The organism is Streptomyces sp. PH9007 (genome assembly GCF_059813725.1).
Window position 1 is genome coordinate 699,487 of record NZ_CM187440.1, and the last position, 16,758, is coordinate 716,244.

Sequence of the window (16,758 nt, forward strand, 5' to 3'; positions counted from 1 at the left end):
GGTAGGCGGCGCCGGCCGCCGTGTCAGTTTCCTGCCGAGTCCTCGGGACGCCATGGCCAACGCGCGTAGACCTGGGGCAGCATGTCGGGGCACCACCTGCACGGTCATCTGATGAAATGCGCCCGCAATCCGGGCGCCCAGCAGGAGGGTTCCCCCCACCCATGAGAATCCGTTCGGTCCTCACCGCTCTCGCCCTCACCGGTGCCGCGCTGGCCGCCGCCCCGGCCGCCGGCGCCGCGACCACGTCCGCGCCGGTGTCCGAGGTCACGGATGTCACGCCGTACGCCACCAAGATCACCCACGCGCAGGCCACCTCGATGTTCCAGGCGGTCGGCATCACCTGGTCGTCCTCGGGCGGGTGCTCCAACCGCAACGTGTCCACCTGTACGTCCTTCGACCAGCTCAACCTGGAGTCGGCCCAGGGCGCCCAGACCCTCAAGCGGGCCAGCGGCTGCGCGCTCAACATCACCGGGGGCACCGAGACGGGGCACGCCAGCGGCACCTACAGCCACTGGAACGGCTACAAGCTCGACTACGGGCTGAACACCTGCATCAACAACTACATCACCGGCAGCTTCACCTTCATCGGCAACCGGGCGGACGGCGCGGCCCAGTACCGGTCGGGTTCGGGCAACATCTACGCCCGCGAGGGCAACCACTGGGATGTGACCTACTACAACTGCGGCGGCTGCTGACGCTCCGTCCAGCAGTGTCCGACATCCGGCCCCGGTGACGGCATGTCACCGGGGCCTCGGCACGCGCCCGTCCGGGCCAATCCGACCGTGTGTGCGATGACCGGGCAACTTTCCGAGCCCGAAAGTTCCCGGAGTCTACGCCCGTTGCACCAGGTCAGCGCCGTTTTCACTGGACTGGTCCACGGGGGGACGCCGAACTCCCTTTACGGGGTGCCGGTTGGTGTGCGTGACTATTGGCGCGCACACTTCAAGACACGCCGAACGTACACCCCCACGTCCCCCCACACGACGACGCGGCGGCCCGGCCTGCCCTGCCCTATGACCGTCGGGCTGTTTGACTCGCTCTGTGGCACTCACCCCACATCTCTGTGCCAGGAGGTAGTACATGTCCATCCGACGTGCCCGGACCGCCGGACCCCGCCGGCGACGGCTGACCCTCGCCGGTGTCCTCGCCGCTTCCCTCACCCTGCTGGTCGCGCCGCTGAGCGCCACCGCCGCGACCGCCGCCGACAGCGGGGCCGACGCCCCGGCCGGCGAGCCCACCACCCTGGAGGTGGGCGAGCTGGCCCCCGGAACCGCCTTCATGGGCGCCGGTGAGCTGGCGCACGGCGACGCCACCCCGGACGACGCGCCGCAGTTCACCCCGTACGCGCCGACCGACGGCGTCCAGGGCATCGACGTCTCGCACTGGCAGGGCTCCATCAACTGGACCTCGGTGCGCAACTCCGGGATCCAGTTCGCCTGGATGAAGGCCACCGAGGGGACCACGTACCGCGACCCCAGCTTCAACACCAACTACCCCGCCGCCCACGCCGCGGGCGTCATCCGGGGCACCTACCACTTCGCGCTGCCGAACTCCTCCAGCGGCGCGACCCAGGCCAACTTCTTCGCGTCCAACGGCGGAGCCTGGTCGGCGGACAACCTGACGCTGCCCGGCGTGCTGGACATCGAGTCCAACCCGTACGGCGCCCAGTGCTACGGCCTGTCCACCACGCAGATGCGCACCTGGATCCAGGACTTCTACAACACGTACAAGGCCAGGACCGGCCGTGACGTGGTCATCTACACCTCCCCGAGCTGGTGGAACACCTGCACCGGCAGCTGGAGCGGCATGGCGAGCCAGAGCCCGCTGTGGGTGGCCCACTGGACCACCGCCAACAGCCCGACCCTGCCCGGCGGCTTCAACGTGCACACCGTGTGGCAGTACACCGACTCCGGGTCGGTGAGCGGCATCTCCGGCAACGTGGACCGCGACCAGTTCAACGGCTCCCGCGACCGGCTGCTCGCGCTGGCCAACAACACCCCGTAGCGCCCGCCCCGGGGAGCCGGCCCGCGCGGCCGGCTCCCCGGGCGTTCCGTGTCCCGCCCCCCGCACGCTCAGCACGAAGGAGATCCCATGTCCGGTGCCGATCTGACGCGGCGTCGTCTGCTGCTGGCCGGTTCGGCCGGCCTGGTGGCCGGTGGAACCGCCCTCGCCCTGTCCGGAACCGCAAGCGCCGCACCCCGGTCGGCCCCCGTCGTGGAGCCGGACATCGACAGCACGGCCGTGTGGGGCGCCCGGCCGGCGTCCGGCACCATCACGGTGCTGGACAACCGGCCGAACAAAATCATCGTCCACCACGCGGCCGGCCCCAACAGCACGGACTACTCCCGTGCCCAGGCCCACGCGCACGCCAAGTGGGTCCAGAACATCCACATGGACGACAACAACTGGGCCGACACCGGCTACCACTTCGTGGTCAGCCGGGGCGGCTGGATCACCGAGGGCCGCCACGAGAGCCTGCGCACCCTGCGCGCCGGGCAGGGCCTGGTGCTCGGCGCCCACACCTCCGGGCAAAACTACGACGGCATCGGGATCTGCACCGAGGGCGCCTACCACGACGGGGCCACCCCGCCGCAGGCCCAGTGGGACGTCCTGGTCAGCCTGTGCGCCTACACCTGCCAGCGGTACGGCATCGCGCCCACCCAGCTGTACGGGCACAAGGACTTCAACGCCACCCTGTGCCCCGGGGTGCTGCACGACATGCTGCCCCAGCTGCGTACCGAGGTGGCGGCGGCCCTGGGCTGACCCGGCAGGCACGGTCAGTACACCACCGTCACCGACAGCAGGCCGACCGACTCGTCGGTGCAGCCGGTGACCCCCTCCCGCGGCAGGAACAGCGCGTCCGTCTCGTCCGGCGGGTAGACCAGCAGCCCGGCGGCCGGGGCGGGCGAGCACTCCTCGGCCGGGTAGTTCTCCGCCCGAGCCAGCCGCAGATCGGCGCGGGCCGTGCCCCCGGGCGCCAGCTCCACCCGGAGCGCCTCGCCGCCCTCGGGCCCGCGCACCGCCGGGGCACCGATCTGCTCGCCGCCCTCGGCGGTCAGCAGCGACACCCCGGGGAAGCCGGTCAGCGTGCAGGCGGTGTCACCGGTATTGGTGAAGGCCAGCGTGTACATGAGCGAACCCGCCCCGGCGTTCGGGTTCTCCACGCTGAGCGCGAGCGCCTCGGTGGCACACACCGAGGAGGTGCTCGTACCGGCCGTCCCGTTCACCTCCTCCCCCGGCGGCGTGTCGTCGGCGTCCGGTTCGGCCTGCCCGGTGGGCGGCGCGGCCGGCTCGTCGGAGGGCTCGGAGGACGGCTCGGGCGACGGCTCGGCGCGCTGCTCGTCCCCGGACGGGGGTTCGGCGGCCACCGGTGCCTGGCGCTGCTCCCCGTCGGAGCGCGCCATCGCGGCGACCACCGTCGTCCCGCCGGCCGACAGCACGACGGCCGCCGTCACCGCGACCAGCCGGCGTCTGCGCCGGGCGGCGGCGCGATGCCGCAGCTCCTCGTACGCGCCCGGCGGCGGGTCCAGCCGCAGCTCGGCCGTGGTGAACGCCTCGGCGATCTCCGAGGGCTCGTGCGGCTGCTCGGAATCACGTGCTGATCTCATGAAGTCCCCTCAAGGCGGTGCGCAGCCGCTCGCGTGCCTGGTGCAGATCGCCCTTCACGGTGCCCGGGCGCCGGTGCAGCACGGCCGCGATCTCGGCGATCGGCAGGCCGGCGTAGTAGTACAGCAGGACCGGCACCCGCAGCCGTGCGGGCAGCGCCTCCACGAGGCTGCGCAGATCGAATCCCTGGTCGGCGGCCGGCGCGTGCTCGCGTCGACCGGCCAGCAGCCGGCGTACGGCGCTGCGCTCGTTCTCGCGTGCGCGCCAGTGGTCCTTGACCAGGTTGGCGGCGATGCTGAAGAGGTACGACTCGGGTCGGTCCACGGTGCGCCATCGCGCCCACAGGCGGGTGAACGCCTCTGACGCGATGTCATGGGCGACACCGTCGTCATCCACCAGCCCCCGGCACCAGCCGGCGAGCCGCGGGTAGAAGTCGGTGAAGAACTCCTCAGCTTCCCTGTCCACGCCCCATAGACTCCGTACCGCCGCCTCCGGTTATCACAGAAGCATAACGAACCCGCCGGCCGGGCCCGGCCGCGTTTCCTCAGGGTTCTTCGGGCCGATCACCCAGAAGCCTGGGGGCCTCGGCGCCCACCTCGGGCACTTGCCGACGCAGGAGTCCCGCCAGCGCGTTGATGCATGCCTCTTCGTTCGTCATCCCGCGCTCCAGGCTCATCGCCAGGTCCCTCACGAAGATCTGATCAGCCGTGAACGTGCGCGAGAGGTCCGACCGCTCGGCCCCGGCGCGGTGAGGACTCGCGATGGTCACCTCCACCTGGGGGTACCGCGTCGGGCGAGTCTTCGGCGGTTTCTGGCTTCTCGCCCGCACCGGACGCATCTGAGGAGGCTTGACCGTCGGATACAGAACCGCGTACCAGTGCCGGTATCGCTGCAGGTGCACTGCGCCGTGCGGAGACAGCTGATATCCCTCCGTGGTGCTGTCCTGATATCGGGTGATGAGCGACGGTGGGAGACGCTTGAAGAGTGCCTTCTCGCTTTCGGTGTGCGGCTGCACTACCCGGCCGCGGTTCCATCGGGGGCGGGCAAGAGCTTCCCTGGCGTGCAGATGAACCAGCAGCTGCCACAGGTCGGAGGGCAGGGGCCGCCAGAAAAATGCCTCCAACTGGTCGGCGATCCGCTGCAGGCGGTCATCCAGGGTCGGCTCGCCGTTGAGGTTGTTCCGGGCCAGACGCCGCCGGTCCGGGTCGGGGTCATAGTCGGCGGAGATCCGCTCACGGTCCATCCGCACCTTTCTCTGGCGCAGGAGTCCGAGCTCATGGGAAAGGATCTTTGTGGCCATGCGCGTGGAACGGCCGTAGAGGGAGGCGATGGCCTGCACATCCGGATCGTGCGCATCGGGACCTGACCAGTCCCCCGGCTCTGGGACGTACCGCTCGTGAAGCTCCGAGAGGTGCCGGATCACCTGCTGGATCCGCTCCTTCACGCCCGGCACGCAGCGGATGGCGACCTCAAGGGCGCTGGTACCGACCTGGAGAGCCACAGAGAGGTCATCGACAAATGACAGCAGGCGTGCCGGAACCAGCCCCGTGCTCTCGAACCGCCGGTAGGCCTTGACGGACACCTGCAGCCGTGACGCGACGTCAGTGGCCCGCATTCCGCAGGCCTGACGCAGACCCGCCACGTCCCACCGATAGCGATCGCTCTGCTGCATGAGTTTGGTCGGGTGGACTTCCAGGGCTTCGGCGAGACTCCGCAGCCTCGGTGGGTCAGGGGCGCGGTCACCGTTCTCGTAGGCGAGGATCTGGGCCTTCGTCGTGCCCACGAGTTCCGCCAATCGTTCGCGGCTCATCGCGGGGCTGCCGAAGCCTTGCTGCCCGGTCCGAAATTCCCGCAACGCCTGTGGGCTGAAGTTCGTCACCCCCCGAGCCATGCGGCCTCCTTCTGTTCAGGATCCAGTTTAGGGGCAGTTTCCTCGTGCCGCGAAGGTGACTCTGCAAGTGGCAAAGTGCGTTGGCCTGCGACTCTTCCCTTTTAGGAGTCCAATCTGGTAGCCATGGATCGGGAAATCGGGGAGATTGAGCGCCGATTCACGAGCTGCAAGCACGACACATCATGGCGTGCGCCGCGCTCGTTGGCCGTTGCTGCCGCACTATGAAGAAGGGCCCTGCTCCCTTGGGTTAGCTACGCCGTACGGGGGCAGGGCCACGTGGAGCCACAACGGTCCCGGGGCCTCCTGTTCGCGCAGGAGGCCCTTCCGGTCAGCAGAGCCCGTCGAGCAGAGCCGCGATCAGATACGCGAGTACCTGCCGCGCGACCCAGACAACGGCTCGCACCACCGGCCGGTTCCGCCGATCCCCCTCGTTGCCTCGGGAGTTCCCCTCGTTGCCTCGGGAGTCAGCATCCACGTTCACCACCTCCCTCCCGGGGTCGATCGACCCCGATCGGGCCTGCCGATCGAACCCATTGCCGGAGGGTGGTGTGAGGATGAGGGTACCGGGTTGTCCCGACACATCACGGCCCCGAGTCGCTGCTACGGACAGCAACAACGCGAAGAACACGTACCGCTGACGGGGCATCACGCAAAGCCCCGTATTTCTGAGTGGCCATCACTTTCGCGAAGACCTTTCCCACCTGCGAGTTCAGCGCCACGTGCGGGACATGCGCCTTCCACGCGCCCGGATCGGACCGTGGAGTGATCTGAATCACTCGGATGAGAAGATGGTGCGAATCGGCGGAGACGCTCCCCGTGCCCGGGGCTTTGAGACAGCCGATGATGGCGGAGCGTGAGCGATCGCCCTTCTTGTCGTGGCGACAGCGGGCCATGGTCGGCACGCGCCAAGTGCCTCACTTCGGCCCGGTCCTGGGACGAGCCCGAAGGGCGGGCGATCGGCGTCAGCGGGTTCCCGCGGACAGGCTCTCCTCGATGGCGCCCACGGTGTCGAGCAGGGCGCGGCCCGCGCTGCGCAGGTCCCGGTTGTGGACCGTGTCGCCGACCACCACCGCGGCCATCGGGCCCGAACGCCCCAGGCTGACGGGGGCGGCCAGTTCGACCAGTTCGGGGACGCAGCGGCTCCTGGCGTACGACAGTCCGGTGCGCCGGATCCGCTCGAACTCGCGGCGCATCGAGTCGGCGCCGGCCGCGCCGCGCCGGGTGCCCGCCGGTGCCCCGTCGCTGAAGTCCGCCGGGTTGCGCATGGCCTTGGCCAGCAGCAGCTTGCCGGCCGCCGACCAGTGCGCCGGGAAGGGGCGGCGCAGCGCGGTGGCGAGCCGGACGTGCTCCTGCCCGTACAGGGTGCCCACGTGCTGGATGCGGGTCCCGGAGAGCATCCCGAGGCTCACGATCTTGTGGGTGAGCTGGAACAGCTCGATCAGGTACGGGGTGACCGTGTGGCCCAGGCTGTGCAGCCGGGCCGGGCCGCTGGTGGAGGCCAGCTGGAAGAGATAGGTGCCCAGTTCGTAGGACTTGGACTCCATGCGGACGGCGAGGCCGAGGTCGGTCAGCACCCGCATGTGGCGGTGGAGCGTCGACTTCGGCTGGTTGACCAGGCGGGAGAGTTCGGAGAGGGTCAGCGGCCCGGGGGCCTCCGCCAAGGCCTCCAGCACGGCCATCGACTTGCGCAGCGGGCCGCCCGCGAGTCCGCCCGCGCCCGGGTCCGCCACCTCGCCGGCGGCCGGCCCGGCCCAGACCGCCCGGGGTTCGCGTCCACCGTCCACCGTGATGCTCCCGTCGCAGCAGCGCGTCCAACACGCTCATGGCTACCGGAAGCGGAACGCCGCGCTCAAGATCGGGACGGTGCCCTGGCCCGTGGGACCGTGCGACCGGTCCCTTTGTGACAGCGTTCCCCGGGCCCGCCGCGGGCCCGTTCTGGAAAGTGGAAAGCGCCGTTGAGCGCACCGGCGCGGCGTTCCTACGCTGCCCGGCATGGCTGATGTGAGCTCGGACGAGTACGTGCAGAACGGAGTCACCCGTCGCATTCTGCTGGCCGGACCACGGTCCTTCTGCGCGGGTGTCGAGAGGGCCATCGAGATCGTCGAACGGGCGCTGGAGTCCCGGGGCGCACCGGTGTATGTCCGCAAGCAGATCGTGCACAACGTCTCCGTCGTGGACGACCTCGCCGGGCGCGGGGCGGTCTTCGTCGAGGAGCTGGAGGAGGTGCCGGACGGTTCGACGGTGGTGTTCTCGGCGCACGGGGTCTCCCCCGCCGTGCGCGAGGAGGCGGAGAAGCGCGGGCTGGACGTCATCGACGGGACCTGCCCGCTGGTGGCCAAGGTGCACGCCAAGGCGCGGCGTTACGCGGCGCGCGGCGACACGGTGGTGCTGATCGGGCACGCCGGGCACGAGGAGGTGGAGGGCACCCTCGGGGAGGCGCCGGAGTCGATGGTGCTGGTCCAGACGGCCGAGGAGGTGCAGCGGCTGTCGGCCGACGATGCCCCGCAGATCTCCTATCTGACCCAGACCACGCTGGGCGTCGACGAGACGGCTGAGGTGGTCGACGCGCTGCGGGAGCGGTTCCCGCTGCTGTACGAGCCGCCGTCCGAGGACATCTGCTACGCCACCACCAACCGGCAGAACGCCCTGAAGGCGATCATCCCCGAGGCCGATCTGGTCCTGGTGGTCGGCTCGGCGAACTCCTCCAACTCGGTGCGCCTGGTGGAGCTGTCGCGGTACGCGGGCACCCCCGCCGAACTGATCGACACCGCCGAGGACATCCGGCCCGAGTGGCTGGAGGGCGTGCGCACCATCGGGCTGACCGGCGGCGCCTCGGCCCCGCCCGCCCTCGTCGAGGGGGTGGTCAGCGCGCTGTCCGCGCACGGTCCCGTCACGGTCGAGGAACGCGAGATCGCCCGCGAGACGGTGTACTTCGATCTTCCGTCGGCCGTGCGCGGCGACGCGCCCCGGCCGGCGGACGGCCTTTCCAGCTGAGTGGGTGAGACATGTCGACAAGTGTGCTCGACCGTGTATCGGGGCCCCGGTCCCTCAAGGAGCTGCACCGGGACCAGTTGCCCGCGCTCGCGCGGGAGATCAGGGACCTGCTCGTCGCGCGGGTGACCGCGGCCGGCGGGCATCTGGGCCCCAACCTGGGGGTGGTCGAACTGACCATCGCGCTGCACCGGGTGTTCGACTCGCCCACCGACCGCATCGTGTTCGACACCGGCCACCAGGCCTATGTGCACAAGATGCTCACCGGCCGGCGGGACGCCTTCGGCACCCTGCGCGCGCCCGGCGGTCTGTCGGGTTACCCGATGCGCCAGGAGTCGGCGCATGACCATGTGGAGAACTCGCACGCCTCCACGGCGCTGTCCTACGCGGACGGTCTGGCCCGCGCGCAGCGGCTGCTGGGCGAGGAGCACCGGCGGGTGGTCGCGGTGATCGGCGACGGCGCGCTGACCGGCGGCCTGGCCTGGGAGGCGATGAACAACCTGGGCCGCTCCTCCCGCCCGGTGGTGATCGTCCTCAACGACAACGGGCGCTCCTACGATCCGACGGTCGGCGGCCTGGCCGAGCATCTGGCGGTGCTGCGGCGCGGCCGGCACGAGGGCCCGAACCTCTTCGAGAACCTCGGCTTCGCCTACCTCGGCCCAGTGGACGGCCATGACCTCACCGCGCTGGAGGAGGCGTACCGGCGGGCGGTGGAGCTGGGCTGCCCGGTCGTGGTGCACTGCGTCACCGAGAAGGGCCGCGGTTACGCGCCCGCCGAGACCCACGAGGCCGACCGGATGCACGGGATCGGCGTCCTGGACGCGGCGACGGGCCGGCCGCGACCGGGCGGCGGCGCGTCGGTCAGCTGGACGAAGGCGTTCGGCACGGAGCTGGAGCGGGTGGCCGCGGAGCGGCCCGAGGTCGTGGCGCTGACGGCCGCGATGCTGGAGCCGGTGGGACTGCGCGCGTTCTCGCGGCGCTTCCCCGAGCGGGTCTTCGACGTGGGCATCGCCGAGCAGCACGCGGCCACCAGCGCCGCCGGGCTGGCCATGGGCGGTCTGCACCCGGTGGTGTGTCTGTACGCCACGTTCCTGAACCGGGCGCTGGACCAGATCATGATGGATGTGGCGCTGCACCGGCTGCCGGTGACGTTCGTGCTGGACCGGGCGGGCATCACCGGTCCCGACGGCGCCAGCCACCACGGCATGTGGGACATGGCGCTGCTGGGCGCGGTGCCCGGCATGCGGGTCGCGGCCCCGCGCGACGCCCGTCAGCTCGGTGAGCTGCTGGGCGAGGCGGTGGCCACCCGGGACGCGCCGACGGCGCTGCGGTTCCCCAAGGGCTCCCCCGGGCCCGACATCCCCGCCCTCACCCGGCTCGAAGGGCTCGACATCCTGCACCGCACCCGCTCGCGTCCGCTGGACGTCCTGCTGGTCTCCGCCGGGGTGCTGGCGGGCCCCGCCGTACGCGCGGCGGAGCTGCTGGCCCGGCGGGGCATCGGGGTCACCGTCGTCGATCCGCGCTGGCTGCTGCCGGTCAACCCCACCCTCGTCCATCTGGTGTCCCGGCACCGGCTGGTGCTCACGCTGGAGGACGGGCTGCGCTCCGGTGGCGTGGGCGCGGCGCTCGCCCAGGCGTGCGCGGACGCCCGGATCGGGACGCCGGTGCACACGCTGGGACTGCCCCGGGCGTTCCTCACCCACGGGGAGCGGTCCGCCATCCTCGCCGAACACGGTCTGAGCGCGGAGTCCGTCGCCGAGACCGTCCTGTCGCTGCACCGTGCCGTTCCGGCACCTCCCGTACCCCACTTGGAAAGGACACCGCGGTGACCCAGGTCGCGCTCGGTATGCCCGCTCCGCCGCCGCTCACGCTCGCCGACCGCCGCCCGACCCGGCAGTTGCGGGTGGGCTCGGTGGGGGTGGGCAGTGAACACCCGATCTCCGTGCAGTCGATGACGACGACCGTCACGGCGGACGTCAACGCCACGCTCCAGCAGATCGCGGAGCTGACGGCGGCCGGCTGTGACATCGTGCGGGTGGCCTGCCCCAGCACCGACGACGCGGCGGCGCTGCCGGAAATCGCCAGGAAGTCCAAGATCCCGGTGATCGCGGACATCCACTTCCAGCCCAAGTACGTGTTCGCGGCCATCGAGGCCGGCTGCGCGGCGGTGCGCGTGAACCCCGGCAACATCAAGAAGTTCGACGACCGGATCGGGGAGATCGCCCAGGCGGCGACCGAGCGCGGCACCCCGATCCGGATCGGGGTGAACGCGGGTTCGCTGGACCGGCGGCTGATGGCGAAGTACGGCCGGGCGACCCCGGAGGCACTGGCCGAGTCCGCGCTGTGGGAAGCCTCGCTCTTCGCCGAACACGGCTTCCATGACCTGAAGATCTCGGTCAAGCACAACGATCCGGTGATCATGATCCGGGCGTACGAGATCCTCGCCGAGAGCTGCGACTATCCGCTGCACCTGGGCGTCACCGAGGCCGGGCCGGCGTTCCAGGGCACCATCAAGTCGGCGGTCGCCTTCGGGGCGCTGCTGCGCCGGGGCATCGGGGACACCATCCGGGTGTCGCTGTCGGCACCGCCGGTGGAGGAGGCCAAGGTCGGCGGGCAGATCCTCCAGTCGCTCAATCTGCGCCCGCGCAAGCTGGAGATCGTCTCCTGCCCGTCCTGCGGGCGGGCCCAGGTGGACGTCTACAAGCTGGCGGACGAGGTCACCGCCGGCCTGGAGGGCATGGAAGTGCCGCTGCGGGTCGCGGTGATGGGGTGTGTGGTGAACGGCCCCGGCGAGGCGCGCGAGGCGGACCTGGGGGTGGCCTCCGGCAACGGCAAGGGGCAGATCTTCGTGAAGGGTGAGGTGGTCAAGACCGTCCCCGAGTCCAAGATCGTGGAGACCCTGATCGAGGAAGCGCTGCGCATCGCCGAGGAGATGGAGACCGCCGACGAAGGCTCTCCCACCGTCGTCGTGGGCTGAATGAGGGATTCCCCTGGCGGGAACGAGAACAGCCCGATCTCGTCGACTCCCCGAAGTCGGCCACAGTATGGTCTTTGCAGTTGTCTTTCCGACTGCCAATGACCGAATGAGGCCGCTCTCGGGGAGTTTTGACGTGGTGACGAGGAAATGCACGAGAAGGTGACCATGCGGCCCCAAGCCGTACTTCCGTGCCGGATCTTCGGTGTTGACCGACCTCCACGTGCACATTTCCCGGTCTCATGGACGCAACACAGGGGAAACGGGGGGAGAACTTTCATCCTGAAACCATGGCGCCCGGCGCCCGCCACGGCTCTTGCTGTATGCCCCGGCGAACGTCCTGTGAATTCTTGGAGGTCCTCCAGTGACGACCGACACCACGACACGCACCGTGAAAGCGATCGTGCGCGCACCCGATCCGCTCACCTATACGGCCGTGCGCAATCATCTGGGTTCGACGGCGAACATCGAGGTCGCCACCGGTGAATACCGGGGCCCGGTCGACGTCGCCGTCTTCGTCGCCGAGCGGATGACCGTGGAGGTGATGTCGGCGCTGCGCAGGCTCAAGGACTCCCTGGGCGTGCCGGTGGTGCTCATCCCGTCCGAGATCGACCGGGCCGAGCTGTTCGCCGCGGTGGAGTGCAATGTGGTGGCCGTGCTGCCGCGCGCCGCGGCCACCACCGGCCGCATCGAGGAGGCGGTGCTGACCGCGGCGGCCGGCGGCGGGGTGCTCCCGCCGAAGATGCTGGGCGAGTTACTGCGGCAGATCGAACGGATCCAGCGCGAGGTGCTCTCCCCGTCCGGGCTGCACACCTCCGGGCTGACCCCGCGCGAGATCGGTGTGCTGCGGCTCATGTCGGAGGGCCTGGACACCGCCGAGATCGCCGTCAAGATGTGCCTGTCCGAACGGGCCGTCAAGCGCGTCATCTTCGGGGTCACCCGGCGGCTGAACCTGCGCAACCGGCCGCACGCGGTCGCCTACGCGCTACGCAGCGGCGTCATCTGACCGCGCGCCCGCAGCCGCACGCCGGAGGGACGCCGGCGTCGGCCCGGCGCCGGGCTCCGGCAGCGGACCGGTGCCGGGCGGGGGGGCACGCAGGGCCCACAGCGGCCGGCCCTCGCGGAGCATCGTGCGGCGCAGCAGCACGATGTAGGTGATGTCCAGGGCGACATACGTCACCACCAGGACCTGCAGCAGATGGTGCGAGGGGTAGACGACGAGGGCGGTCATCCCCGCGAACAGCGAGCCGGTGAACTTGGTGACCGCGATGTGCATCGACTGGCCCGCGCTGGAACCGCGCCGCTTGAGCAGCAGCAGGAACGAGGCGCTCAGCGGCACCTGGATGATCATGCCGGTGTACATGCCGTCCATGTCGTGGAACTCGTTGGCGCCCACCACCACGATCACCGCGGCCCACAGCAGCACCCCGGTCATCATCCACCGGAAGGCCCGCAGGGTGAGCGCCGGATAGTCGCGCGGCCCGTAGCGGAACGCCAGATACAGCAGGACGACGTTGAAGACGCACCACAGGACATTGATCTGCCGCTGTGTCTCCGTCTGTTCCAGCACGAACGTCAGGCTGAACTCCCAGGCGAAGTTCACCGCCACCAGCGGGGCGGGGATGGCGGTCCAGCCCTCCCGCAGCGCGAGCCGGATCGCCAGCACATAGGTGGCGATCCAGCCCAGCGCCGTGGGTCCGGCCACGGACCAGAACAGCCAGCCGGGAACGTCGGCCGCCCCCACCGTGACCGGTGCGACCTGCGACATCGGGATGAGGAAGGGGGGCAGCCAGTCCATGGGGTTCCTTCGGGGCGGGGGCGGGGGCGGGGCGGGGTGTCAGAGGCTGGGGACGATGGAGTCGAGGCCGAAGAAGGAGCCGCCGTACAGTTCGTGGCCGACCTGGACGTTGAGCATCGCGTGCCGGGCGGCCGTGTTGGCGTCCCGCCAGTACTGCTGGAGCGGGTTGGCCTCGGCGAAGGACGCCGCCCCGTGGGCCCACATGAGGTCATCGAGGGCACCGGTCACCAGCTGCGCCGCCTGGGAGACGTCCCCGCGGACGCGGCGCAGTTCGCTCTCGGGCAGGGCGACCGCCGCCGCCGCCGCGGCGTCGATGCTCTCCGCCGCCCGGCGCACATGCATCTCGGCGGCGTCGACGGTCAGCGCGGTGCGGCCCAGCGAGGCCACGAACGCCCCTGAGTCCGGCTGGCGTTTGTAGACGGTCGGGGTGACGCCGCGCTGCGGTGCCCGCTGTTCGACGAAGGCGAGCGCGGCCTGGCCGGCGCCCACCACCACGGAGGCGCAGATGACGGCCATGGCCGCCACCGCCGGGGAGCGCAGCAGCGGGGGCAGCGAGACATCGGTGACGTGCGCCCGCCCCAGTTGCGCGGGCAGGGGCAGCACGCGGTGCTCGGGGACGAAGACCTCGTGGGCGACGGCGGTGTGGCTGCCGGTGGCGCGCATGCCCACCGTGGACCAGGTGTCCTCGACGGTCAGTTCGGCGACCGGCACCAGGACCGACAGGGGGCGTACGGTCTCCCCGTCGGGGCTGGTCTCCTTCGCGCTCAGGATCGCCCAGTCGTCGTGCAGAATGCCTGAGGCGTACGGCCACGCGCCGGTCAGCACATGGCCGCCGCCGGCGGGTTCCGCCCGGCCGGGCGCCACGAACACCGAGGCCAGCTTGGCGCCCGGGTGGTCACCGAACACCTCGTCCCGGGCCCGGCGCGGGAAGCGGGTGGCGAGCAGGTTCGAGCCGTTGATGTTGTTGACCACCCAGGAGGTGGACGGGCAGTAGTGCGCCAGGGCCTTGGTGACCTCGCTCAGGGTGCGGACGTCGCCCTCCAGGCCGCCGTACTCCTTCGCGGTCCACACCATGCCCACCTGGGAGCTGTCGATGGCGCGCACCGAGGCGTCGGGCAGCCGCCGTTCACGGTCTCCCTCGGCGACCCCGTCCGCGAGGACAGGGCCGATGGCGTGGACGCGTTCCACCAGCTCCGCGCACAGGCCCTTGCTGTCGGTTCGTGTGGTCGTCATGTCCGGTCCTCACCCTTCCTCGTCGTCGGAGATGAGGCGGGTGATGTCGAAGTAGTCCCGCCACGCGGCGATGCGGCCCTCGCGCACCTCGAAGGCGGCCATCACCTTGAGGTTGCGGGCGATGGGGGTGCCGTCGGTGCGCAGCATGTTCTCCACCCGCTCCACCAGGACGGTGTCGCCCGCCGTGGCGACGTGCCGGAAGCGGTACTCCAGCTGGGCGAAGTCGGCCGGCATGAGGTCGAGGATCTGCCGCTTGCCCACGCACACCGGGGAACCGGGGTTCTCCCACACGCAGTCCTCGGTCAGATAGCGGTCCACGGCCGAGCGGACGGCGGCCGGGGTCGGCCCCATCGCGGACAGGAACGCGCGGACGAGGTGCTCGCCGTCCAGGTCCGTCATCACGGCCGCCCCGTGGTCACGCCCGCCGGCCGGCCCAGGGCGCGGGCCAGGGCCTCGTCCAGTTCCCGCTCGGCGTGCGGGCTCGCCGACGCCCCGCGCCAGGCGACGTGCTGGTCGGGACGGACCAGGACGGCGCCGTCGTCACCCACCCCGCGCACGGCGGACCAGGCGCCCTCGGCGTCCCGGTAGCGGGCCGTCTCGTCGTCGGCGCCGACGGACACCACCTCCAGCGGCACGCCGTGCGCCTGCGCCACCCGCTTGGCCGCGAGCCGCCAGCCGTCCGCCGCCGGCCCGGTGATGAGCACGAAGCCGCCCGCGCGGCCCACCAGGTCCTGGGTGCTGACGCGTTCGGCGCCCCGGGAGAGCCAGGCGTGCGGCAGCCGGTGGCCCGGCCGGGTGACGGGGTGGTGGACGCTGCCCATCGGGTCCAGCGGCGGGCGCTCGGTGCCGTCCGGGACGAGGGCACCCTGCTCGTAGTGGAAGCCGATCTCGATGTCGTGCGCCTGGTACTCCACGCGCTGCGTCGCGAACACCTCGGCCGTCCTGGCGCGCAGTGTGTCGCCCATCGGGGTGTCGGCGAACAGGGCGCGGAAGTTGGCCTGGGTGACCTCGGGCGGCGCGCCGGGCATCAGGCCAAGACCGGCGTGCAGCACGCCGTGGTTGCGGAAGGCGAAGAACGCCCACTCCATGGAGCGGCGCGCCACCGGCAGCCGTTCGGCCTCGTAGGTGTCCAGCAGCGACTCGTCGGCGGTGCCGCCCAGGACGGCGGCCAGCTTCCAGGCGGCGTTGTGGGCGTCCTGGACCGCCGTGTTCAGCCCCAGGCCGGTGGCCGGCGGCTGGCGGTGCGCGGCGTCCCCGGCCAGCAGGACCCGGCCCACCCGGAAGGTGTCGGCGATGACGGCCTCCGGCGTGTACCGGCTCACCTGGTGCACGGTGACGTCCAGGTCGGGCAGCTTGAGCAGTTCCCGCACCCGGGCGATGGTGGCCTCCTCGCCCAGGTCCAGGTCGACGCCGGCCGGCAGGTGGAAGTGGAGCGCCCACTCCTGGGAGGCCAGGCCCCAGCGCGGGCCCATGGCGACCATGCCGTAGCGGGAGATGAGTCCGCCGTCGGGGCTGACGAAGTTGGTGATGAGCACCTTGTCGCCGCTCCACCAGCGCGACAGGTCGGCGCTGAAGTGCACGGAGATGACGTTCCACGCGCCGCCCTGGCCCTGCATGGTGACGCCGAGGGTGTCGCCGATGCTCCGTCCGCCGTCGGCGCCCAGCAGATAGCGGGCGCGTACGGTGCGGGTGGTGCCGGTGGTGCGGTCGGTGATCCTGGCGGTCACCCCGTCCTCGTCCTGGGTGAACTCCTCCATCATGTGGTGGAAGCGCACCATGCCGGGGGCCCGTTCCTCGGCGTGCCGGCGCAGCAGCGGTTCGAGCCGGTGCTGTGGCAGGTTGGTGGAGGGGCAGGGGCTGTCGGCCGCGTACGGGGCTTCCGTGCTGCCGCCGCCGAAGGAGTCCATCCGGTGCAGGTCCCGTGCGTCCAGGGGGCCGTCGCCCGCCAGGGAGGTGCGCCAGGCGACCTCGCTCATGTTGGCCAGCGGGGCGCTGAGCGCGTAGACGTCGTCGGCGACGCCGTGCTGGCGGAAGATCTCCATGGTGCGCTGGTTGAGGTAGTGCGCTCTGGGCAGCACCGAGGTGGACTCGCGCCGTTCGACGAGCAGATGGCGGATGCCCAGGTCGGACAGGAACAGCGAGGCGGTGAGTCCGCAGCCGCCACCGCCGACGATGAGTACCGGTACGTCTTCGTCGATCATCGTTCGCTCTCCGGAAGGGGACGTGTGCTGTGACAGCTGTGACATGTCGGGGTCCTTGTTCTCT

At 70.9% G+C, this 16,758-nt stretch carries 15 protein-coding genes; 7 read left to right on the forward strand and 8 right to left on the reverse strand.

The genetic code is table 11. The annotated features are described in order from the left end of the window. Positions 1–161 precede the first annotated feature (161 nt). From ACTFAP_RS03050 to ACTFAP_RS03060, 3 genes are all read left to right on the forward strand, one after another. A complete protein-coding gene (locus ACTFAP_RS03050; protein ID WP_390120046.1) occupies positions 162–695 on the forward strand; it encodes a hypothetical protein in 534 nt (177 codons plus the stop codon). Between the two features lie 385 nt (positions 696–1,080). Further along, entirely contained in the window at positions 1,081–2,004 is a 924-nt protein-coding gene (locus ACTFAP_RS03055) for a GH25 family lysozyme (protein ID WP_495683360.1), read from the forward strand. Between the two features lie 87 nt (positions 2,005–2,091). Further along, entirely contained in the window at positions 2,092–2,763 is a 672-nt protein-coding gene (locus tag ACTFAP_RS03060) for a peptidoglycan recognition protein family protein (protein ID WP_390120052.1), read from the forward strand. A gap of 14 nt (positions 2,764–2,777) precedes the next feature. On the opposite strand, the gene ACTFAP_RS03065 is transcribed toward ACTFAP_RS03060, so the two are convergent. The 4 genes from ACTFAP_RS03065 to ACTFAP_RS03080 all read right to left on the reverse strand — a co-directional run bounded on the left by ACTFAP_RS03065 (position 2,778) and on the right by ACTFAP_RS03080 (position 7,281). Continuing rightward, positions 2,778–3,608, reverse strand: a complete 831-nt coding sequence (locus tag ACTFAP_RS03065; RefSeq protein WP_500468164.1) for a DUF4232 domain-containing protein — start codon at positions 3,606–3,608, stop codon at positions 2,778–2,780. Then, entirely contained in the window at positions 3,592–4,071 is a 480-nt protein-coding gene (locus tag ACTFAP_RS03070) for an RNA polymerase sigma factor (RefSeq protein ID WP_390120058.1), read from the reverse strand. The genes ACTFAP_RS03065 and ACTFAP_RS03070 overlap by 17 nt, the downstream gene beginning before the upstream one ends. Before the next feature lie 79 nt (positions 4,072–4,150). Next, positions 4,151–5,497 (reverse strand): helix-turn-helix domain-containing protein, encoded by a 1,347-nt coding sequence (locus ACTFAP_RS03075; RefSeq protein ID WP_495683362.1) that lies wholly within the window; start codon positions 5,495–5,497, stop codon positions 4,151–4,153. Positions 5,498–6,459: 962 nt separating this feature from the next. Beyond that, positions 6,460–7,281, reverse strand: a complete 822-nt coding sequence (locus ACTFAP_RS03080) for a helix-turn-helix domain-containing protein (RefSeq protein WP_495683363.1) — start codon at positions 7,279–7,281, stop codon at positions 6,460–6,462. A 208-nt stretch (positions 7,282–7,489) separates the two neighbouring features. Here ACTFAP_RS03080 and ACTFAP_RS03085 point away from each other — a divergent pair, with 208 nt between their 5' ends. The 4 genes from ACTFAP_RS03085 (at position 7,490) to ACTFAP_RS03100 (ending at position 12,468) form a co-directional block, all read left to right on the forward strand. Beyond that, positions 7,490–8,491 carry a 4-hydroxy-3-methylbut-2-enyl diphosphate reductase gene (locus ACTFAP_RS03085; RefSeq protein WP_495683364.1) on the forward strand — a complete coding sequence of 334 codons (1,002 nt, stop codon included), beginning with the start codon at positions 7,490–7,492 and terminating at the stop codon, positions 8,489–8,491. An 11-nt stretch (positions 8,492–8,502) separates the two neighbouring features. Then, on the forward strand, positions 8,503–10,317 hold the full coding sequence (locus ACTFAP_RS03090) for a 1-deoxy-D-xylulose-5-phosphate synthase (protein ID WP_500468165.1): 1,815 nt from the start codon (positions 8,503–8,505) through the stop codon (positions 10,315–10,317). Next, positions 10,314–11,465, forward strand: coding sequence for a flavodoxin-dependent (E)-4-hydroxy-3-methylbut-2-enyl-diphosphate synthase (gene ispG, locus ACTFAP_RS03095; protein WP_495683366.1), 1,152 nt, complete (start codon positions 10,314–10,316; stop codon positions 11,463–11,465). Before ACTFAP_RS03090 ends, ispG begins: the two co-directional genes overlap by 4 nt. A gap of 361 nt (positions 11,466–11,826) precedes the next feature. Then, the gene (locus tag ACTFAP_RS03100) at positions 11,827–12,468 is read left to right on the forward strand and encodes a helix-turn-helix transcriptional regulator (RefSeq protein WP_234390055.1); all 642 of its coding nucleotides are present in this window, start codon (positions 11,827–11,829) and stop codon (positions 12,466–12,468) included. Here the strand turns inward: ACTFAP_RS03100 and ACTFAP_RS03105 are convergent. Genes ACTFAP_RS03105 through ACTFAP_RS03120 form a run of 4 tightly spaced genes read right to left on the reverse strand, consistent with a single transcriptional unit; the run spans position 12,448 to position 16,694 of the window. Then, positions 12,448–13,260 (reverse strand): transmembrane-type terpene cyclase, encoded by an 813-nt coding sequence (locus ACTFAP_RS03105; protein ID WP_500468166.1) that lies wholly within the window; start codon positions 13,258–13,260, stop codon positions 12,448–12,450. The two genes, ACTFAP_RS03100 and ACTFAP_RS03105, sit on opposite strands and share 21 nt — an antisense overlap. A 39-nt stretch (positions 13,261–13,299) precedes the next feature. Beyond that, positions 13,300–14,493 carry an acyl-CoA dehydrogenase family protein gene (locus ACTFAP_RS03110; RefSeq protein ID WP_500468167.1) on the reverse strand — a complete coding sequence of 398 codons (1,194 nt, stop codon included), beginning with the start codon at positions 14,491–14,493 and terminating at the stop codon, positions 13,300–13,302. A gap of 9 nt (positions 14,494–14,502) precedes the next feature. Next, complete coding sequence (locus tag ACTFAP_RS03115) at positions 14,503–14,892, reverse strand: limonene-1,2-epoxide hydrolase family protein (protein ID WP_390120081.1); 390 nt, start codon at positions 14,890–14,892, stop codon at positions 14,503–14,505. After that, entirely contained in the window at positions 14,892–16,694 is a 1,803-nt protein-coding gene (locus ACTFAP_RS03120) for an FAD-dependent monooxygenase (protein ID WP_500468168.1), read from the reverse strand. Before ACTFAP_RS03120 ends, ACTFAP_RS03115 begins: the two co-directional genes overlap by 1 nt. Between the last annotated feature and the right edge of the window lie 64 nt (positions 16,695–16,758).

Bases quoted from the DNA above. Each gene is read 5' to 3' on its own strand.
- ACTFAP_RS03090 (WP_500468165.1), top strand. From the start codon at position 8,503: ATGTCGACAAGTGTGCTCGACCGTGTATCGGGGCCCCGGTCCCTCAAG.
- ACTFAP_RS03110 (WP_500468167.1), bottom strand. From the start codon at position 14,493: ATGACGACCACACGAACCGACAGCAAGGGCCTGTGCGCGGAGCTGGTG.
- ACTFAP_RS03120 (WP_500468168.1), bottom strand. From the start codon at position 16,694: ATGATCGACGAAGACGTACCGGTACTCATCGTCGGCGGTGGCGGCTGC.
- ACTFAP_RS03115 (WP_390120081.1), bottom strand. From the start codon at position 14,892: ATGACGGACCTGGACGGCGAGCACCTCGTCCGCGCGTTCCTGTCCGCG.
- ACTFAP_RS03065 (WP_500468164.1), bottom strand. From the start codon at position 3,608: ATGAGATCAGCACGTGATTCCGAGCAGCCGCACGAGCCCTCGGAGATC.
- ACTFAP_RS03105 (WP_500468166.1), bottom strand. From the start codon at position 13,260: ATGGACTGGCTGCCCCCCTTCCTCATCCCGATGTCGCAGGTCGCACCG.
- ACTFAP_RS03085 (WP_495683364.1), top strand. From the start codon at position 7,490: ATGGCTGATGTGAGCTCGGACGAGTACGTGCAGAACGGAGTCACCCGT.
- ACTFAP_RS03055 (WP_495683360.1), top strand. From the start codon at position 1,081: ATGTCCATCCGACGTGCCCGGACCGCCGGACCCCGCCGGCGACGGCTG.
- ACTFAP_RS03060 (WP_390120052.1), top strand. From the start codon at position 2,092: ATGTCCGGTGCCGATCTGACGCGGCGTCGTCTGCTGCTGGCCGGTTCG.
- ACTFAP_RS03050 (WP_390120046.1), top strand. From the start codon at position 162: ATGAGAATCCGTTCGGTCCTCACCGCTCTCGCCCTCACCGGTGCCGCG.
- ACTFAP_RS03075 (WP_495683362.1), bottom strand. From the start codon at position 5,497: ATGGCTCGGGGGGTGACGAACTTCAGCCCACAGGCGTTGCGGGAATTT.